Raw genomic sequence first — 4,769 nt, forward strand, 5'->3', positions numbered from 1 at the left:
TCGGCTCGCCGCCGTAGGCCGCGACATCGAAGCGCAGGTACTCGCCCGAGCCGTGCGCTGGCACGCCGAGCACCGCATCCTGCTCAACGGCGGCCGAACCGTCGTCTTCGCGGCCTGACCAGCCGTTTAGAGCGACCGGCAATAGGGACGCTCTTATCGGAGTGGGACGGTGACCCCGCCGCTGAACGGGCCGTCGTGCAACTCCAGATGATCAGCGGTGACGTCCTGGGGGATGTCGAAGACGAGGGTGCCGCTCGCCGTCTCGCCCGCGGAGATGTTCCCCCAGATATCTTCTGAAAAAACCATCCGCGACAGGAGCTGGCTGGAATCGTGGTCTGAGCCAGCGCTGTCGACAAGCCGCTGCGGGGCCACCGACAGATTCCGGGTCGAACCGCCGATGTTGTGCGCGGTGAGGGCGACCAGGCAGTACTGGCCGTCCGGATGCCTGGTGATCAATCCGATCTTCAATTGATCGAGGCCGCACTGCACATGTGTCACGGTGAACTCAAGCTGCCCATCGTGGACCGGGACACCGGCCCCGGCTGCCCCGGACGGGACGGGAGAAGGGGACGGGGCGGCCGAAGCCGCGGGCGCGGAGCTGGCAACGGCGGGCGATGCGCCTGTGTCGTTACCGCCGAGGCCTCGCAGGGCCACCCAACCGAGCAGCAGCAGGAGCACGGCGGCCAGGGCCAGCAGCCACCAGCGACGGCGTGGCCGCGACGGCGCGGCCGGCGGATACCAGGGGGGCGGTGCCTCGTCGGCGGGCTCGGCGAACCGCGCTGGCTGCCCGAACCGCGCTGGTTGTCCCGATAGCTGGCCGGTCGCGAACGTCGGCGAACCGCGGCGGGTCGGTGGCGCGACAGCGGCCATCCGCTGTGTCCGCCCGAGTATCTGATCGATCGGCGTGGCGGCGCTGACGTCCGCGTTGCCCTCGACCAGACGCATGAGCAGATCACGTGCGGCTGGCCGAGCCCTGGGATCTTTGGTCAACGCGGTCTCGACCAGCCCCCGTAGCGGTCGGGCGAGACCGGTCAGGTCCGGTGCCTCCTCCACGATCCGCTGCCCCAGGCTGGCGTCAGCGGCCGGCCCGAAGGCTCCCGGTTCCGCGAACGGGTGTCGGCCCGTTCCCGCGTAGCCGACCAGAAGCCCCCAGGTGAAGATGTCCGCGGCCGGGCCGACCGGATCGTCGAGGATTTGTTCGGGCGCCATCCAGCCGTAGGTCCCGAAGATCAGTCCACGATCGAGAGCATGACGGGTGGTAGCGGCGAGCTTGGCTATCCCAAAGTCGATGACCCTCGGCCCGGACAACGACATGATCACATTGGCGGGCTTGAGGTCACGGTGGACGATCCCCGCGCGATGGATGGCCGTCAGTGCCGTCGCCACCCCGATCGCGGTACCGGTCAGGGTCGAGGCGGGCAGCGGACCGTCCTCCGTCACCACCCAGTCCAGCCGCCTGCCATCGATGTACTCGGTGACGAGATACGGCGGGTAGGCGTCCGGGTCGGCGTCGAGCACCGAGGCCGTACAGAACGGCGAGACCCGTCGGGCCGCGGCGACCTCGTGTCGGAACCGCTCCCGGAAGTCGCGATCGGCGGCGAGGTCCGGCCGGATCACCTTGACCGCGACCTGTCGGCCCAGCGTGTCCCGGCCGAGATAGACCGTGCCCATGCCGCCGACGGCGAGACGGCTGTCCAGCATGTACCTGCCGACCGATAGCGGGTCGTCCGCATGCAGCGGCTCCAGTGGCTCCGCCGTAGCCCCCTTCCCCGCTCGGCCTGGCCGCGTCATGCCCACCGCCCTGCTGCTGCCCGCCCGCTCATAACCCCCCACTTCAACCGCCTATGGCTGACCCGCTCACAGCCAGCCCGCTCACAGCCAGCCCGCTCACAGCCCCATCGTCACTCATCCCAGGCCTCTTGCGGTGGCAGAGTCCCCAACAGGCGGCATGCTCTCGAACGTGGAGGTGTGCCGGAAGGCAGCCGGATCAGGTCAGGCTCTCGGCTGTGCCAGGTCATAGACCGTCTGCCCACCAACAGTCCTGGCGGTGAAGGCGCTGTCCACCCAGGAGGTGATCTCGTTGTTTTCGCGGCCACCGAAACCACCGAAACCACCACCCGCGATGTAGTAATGGATGTTGTGATGAGCGACATACCGCTTGAACTCGGCGAGCGTCGGTGCCGGGTCACCGCCGCTGAACCCGCCCATCGACATGATCGCGGTACCGCTGGCGAGCTCGAGCGAGCCGGCCATCTGGGATCCCGACGCCGCCGCGGCCCAGCGGTAGCCTCGCTGGCCGTTCCTGAGCAGCTGGACGAGCTCTGCGTTGGCAGTCTGATCGACCCCGGGTCCACCACGACCGCCGCCACCGGCCCCGAGGCCAGGAAAGCCCCCGCTGGGGAACCGGCCGCCCACCGCACCGGGAAAACCACCACCGGCAAAGCCACCACCGGGAAACCCACCACCGCCGGCAGTGGCCGGCCCCGCGGTTGGAATCGCGCCCATGTGGGGCGTTGCGGCGGTGTCGAGGGCGTAGGCAGCCGATGGCGCGCCCAGCGCGATCACCACTGCCACGGCCGCACCCGCCCCGGCGGCGGCGAACAGCCGCCGGCCGACCAGCAACGCGAGCGCGCCGAGAACCGCGGCGGCAACAACGACGAACCGCAGCGCGGGGTACCACTCAGGGCTGCGGTCGAGCAAAATGAACGACCACGCGCCGGTGGCCGCGACAGCCGCCGCCATCAGCGTCCGGGAAACCCGGGAGGCCCGCGCACGCCACAGCGCGGTACCGCCGAAAACGACAAGGCCGGCGATCCCCGGCGCCAGCGCGATCGTGTAGTACGGGTGGATGATTCCGCTCATATAGCTGAATACGATGCCGGTGACGAGCGTCCACCCGCCCCACAACAGAAGACCGGCACGGATGCGGTCCGTGCGGGCCGCCCGGCGGGTGACCCACAGCCCGCCCACCAGGACGATCAGCGCAGCCGGCAGCAGCCACGAGATCTGGGTACCGAACTGGCTGTCGAACATCCGGTTCCAGCCGGTCGGGCCACCGAACATCCCCCCGGGACCGCCACGGCCAGCACCGCCGGCACCAGCGCCGCCGGGCATCCCCCGCAGGTACTGGGCGATACCGACCGGCAGCTGCCCACCACCCCCGCCCCGAGCGCCCCCGCCCCCATTGCCGAAGATCCGTCCAAGACCGTTGTAGCCGAAGGTCAGCTCAAGAAAGCTGTTGTTGGTCGAACCGCCGATGTAGGGCCGGGAACCTTTCGGCCACAGTTCCACGGCCGCCACGAACCAACCCGTCGAGACAAGCACACCGCCGACGCCGACCAGGAGCCCCACCAGCCGCCGGCCGATCGAGGTCGGGGCGGCCACCAGGTAGACAAGCCCGAACGCCGGCACCGGCAGGAACGCCTGCATCATCTTCGTCAGGAAAGCGAAGCCGACCGCGGTACCGGTCAGCGCGATCCAGCGGTAGCTCCCGGTCTCGGTCGCACGCACCACGCAGTAGGCCGCTACAACAAGCAGCAGCGTGAGCAGCGCATCCGGGTTGTTGAATCGGAACATCAGGACGGCCACCGGCGTCAGGGCCAGCACGGCACCGGCAACGAGACCCGCGCGAGGACCGATCCAGCGGCGGATCGTGAGATAGAGGATGCCCACGGATGCCACGCCCTCCAGCGCGTCCGGTAGAAGCATGCTCCAGCCGCTGAAGCCGAAAATCCTTCCGGACAAAGCCATCACCCACAGTGACGCTGGTGGTTTGTCCACAGTGATGAAGTTCGACGAGTCGAACGAGCCGAAGAACATCGCCTTCCAGCTCCGTGTACCGGCCTGGACCGCGGCGGCGTAGAAGCTGTTGGCGTTACCAGACGCGCCGAGCCCCCACAGGTAGATTGCGGCGGTGGCGGCCAGCAGAACAAGCAGGGCCGGACGTATCCACCACGGGTCCGCGGCGCGCCCCCGCAACAGCCGGGGCAGCCGGATCGGGGGGGCGCTCGGCGCCGCGTGAACGTTACCGCCCAGAGCCTCAGGTGATGGCTCCCGACGCCGTGCCGGGATGTCGACGTCGGGTCTGACCGACCCCCAGTCGAGGTCACCGGCATTCGTGCTCATCGTGTGCTCCCCTTGCCGCTGATCCACTGATCCGCTCACCTGCTGATCCGCTCACCTGCTGGCGGCGGTAACGACGGCGGTGGCGCCTTCCTCACGTGAGTGTCGCCGCCGACGCGACAAAGGTCGTGGGCTTGGCCGGACTCGTGCCCGAAGCAGCGCCAGCCGGACCGCCCATGTCGCCGGGCTGGTCGTCACCGGGAGCGCCGGCTGGCGCGGCTGCTCCCCCGGCGTCCACCATGCACTGGCGGAAGGCCGCACGGACCTTCGAATCCCTCATGTCCGGACGGGGCTGCCCGTTGCCGCCGTCGAGGATGATGCCCTTGTCCTTCAGACACGCCTGGAACTTCTCCAGATCGATCGCCGGGCCGTCGCCATCCTGGAACCGATCCCCGCCCAGGAACCTGTCACCTGGCATCCCGCCTTCGCCGAACCCACCACCGCCGGGAAAGCGGCCACGGCCCGGCCCGTAGCTGGGAAGCCCGCCGGGACTGGCGGCGTCCACGGTCTGGCTGCCGCTGTTCCCCCCACCAGCTGCGGCCATGACAGCGGCACTGGTACCCAGTACGACCGCGAGTATGGCGCCCGCGGCGATCAGGCCACCGCGCCGGCCGAACCGCCGACCGCCTCCCGCCGCGGGCTGCGCC

General features: G+C 69.5%; 2 protein-coding genes and 2 pseudogenes. 1 reads left to right on the top strand and 3 read right to left on the bottom strand.

All coding sequences use genetic code 11. The features are described 5' to 3' along the window. Positions 1-118 (top strand): annotated as a pseudogene (gene purU, locus MJ777_RS23335) (formyltetrahydrofolate deformylase); the annotation flags it as partial. Between the two features lie 35 nt (positions 119-153). On the opposite strand, the gene MJ777_RS22250 reads toward purU, so the two are convergent. From MJ777_RS22250 to MJ777_RS22260, 3 genes and pseudogenes are all read right to left on the bottom strand, one after another. After that, positions 154-1,791: a serine/threonine-protein kinase gene (locus MJ777_RS22250; RefSeq protein WP_239309227.1), complete on the bottom strand. Its 1,638-nt coding sequence runs from the start codon at positions 1,789-1,791 to the stop codon at positions 154-156. Between the two features lie 201 nt (positions 1,792-1,992). After that, the gene (locus tag MJ777_RS22255; protein WP_239377688.1) at positions 1,993-4,125 is read right to left on the bottom strand and encodes a glycosyltransferase family 39 protein; all 2,133 of its coding nucleotides are present in this window, start codon (positions 4,123-4,125) and stop codon (positions 1,993-1,995) included. A 91-nt stretch (positions 4,126-4,216) separates the two neighbouring features. Next, positions 4,217-4,769 (bottom strand): annotated as a pseudogene (locus tag MJ777_RS22260) (hypothetical protein); the annotation flags it as partial.

It is taken from the genome of Protofrankia sp. Cj5 (assembly GCF_917627405.1).
GTDB lineage: Bacteria > Actinomycetota > Actinomycetes > Frankiales > Frankiaceae > Protofrankia.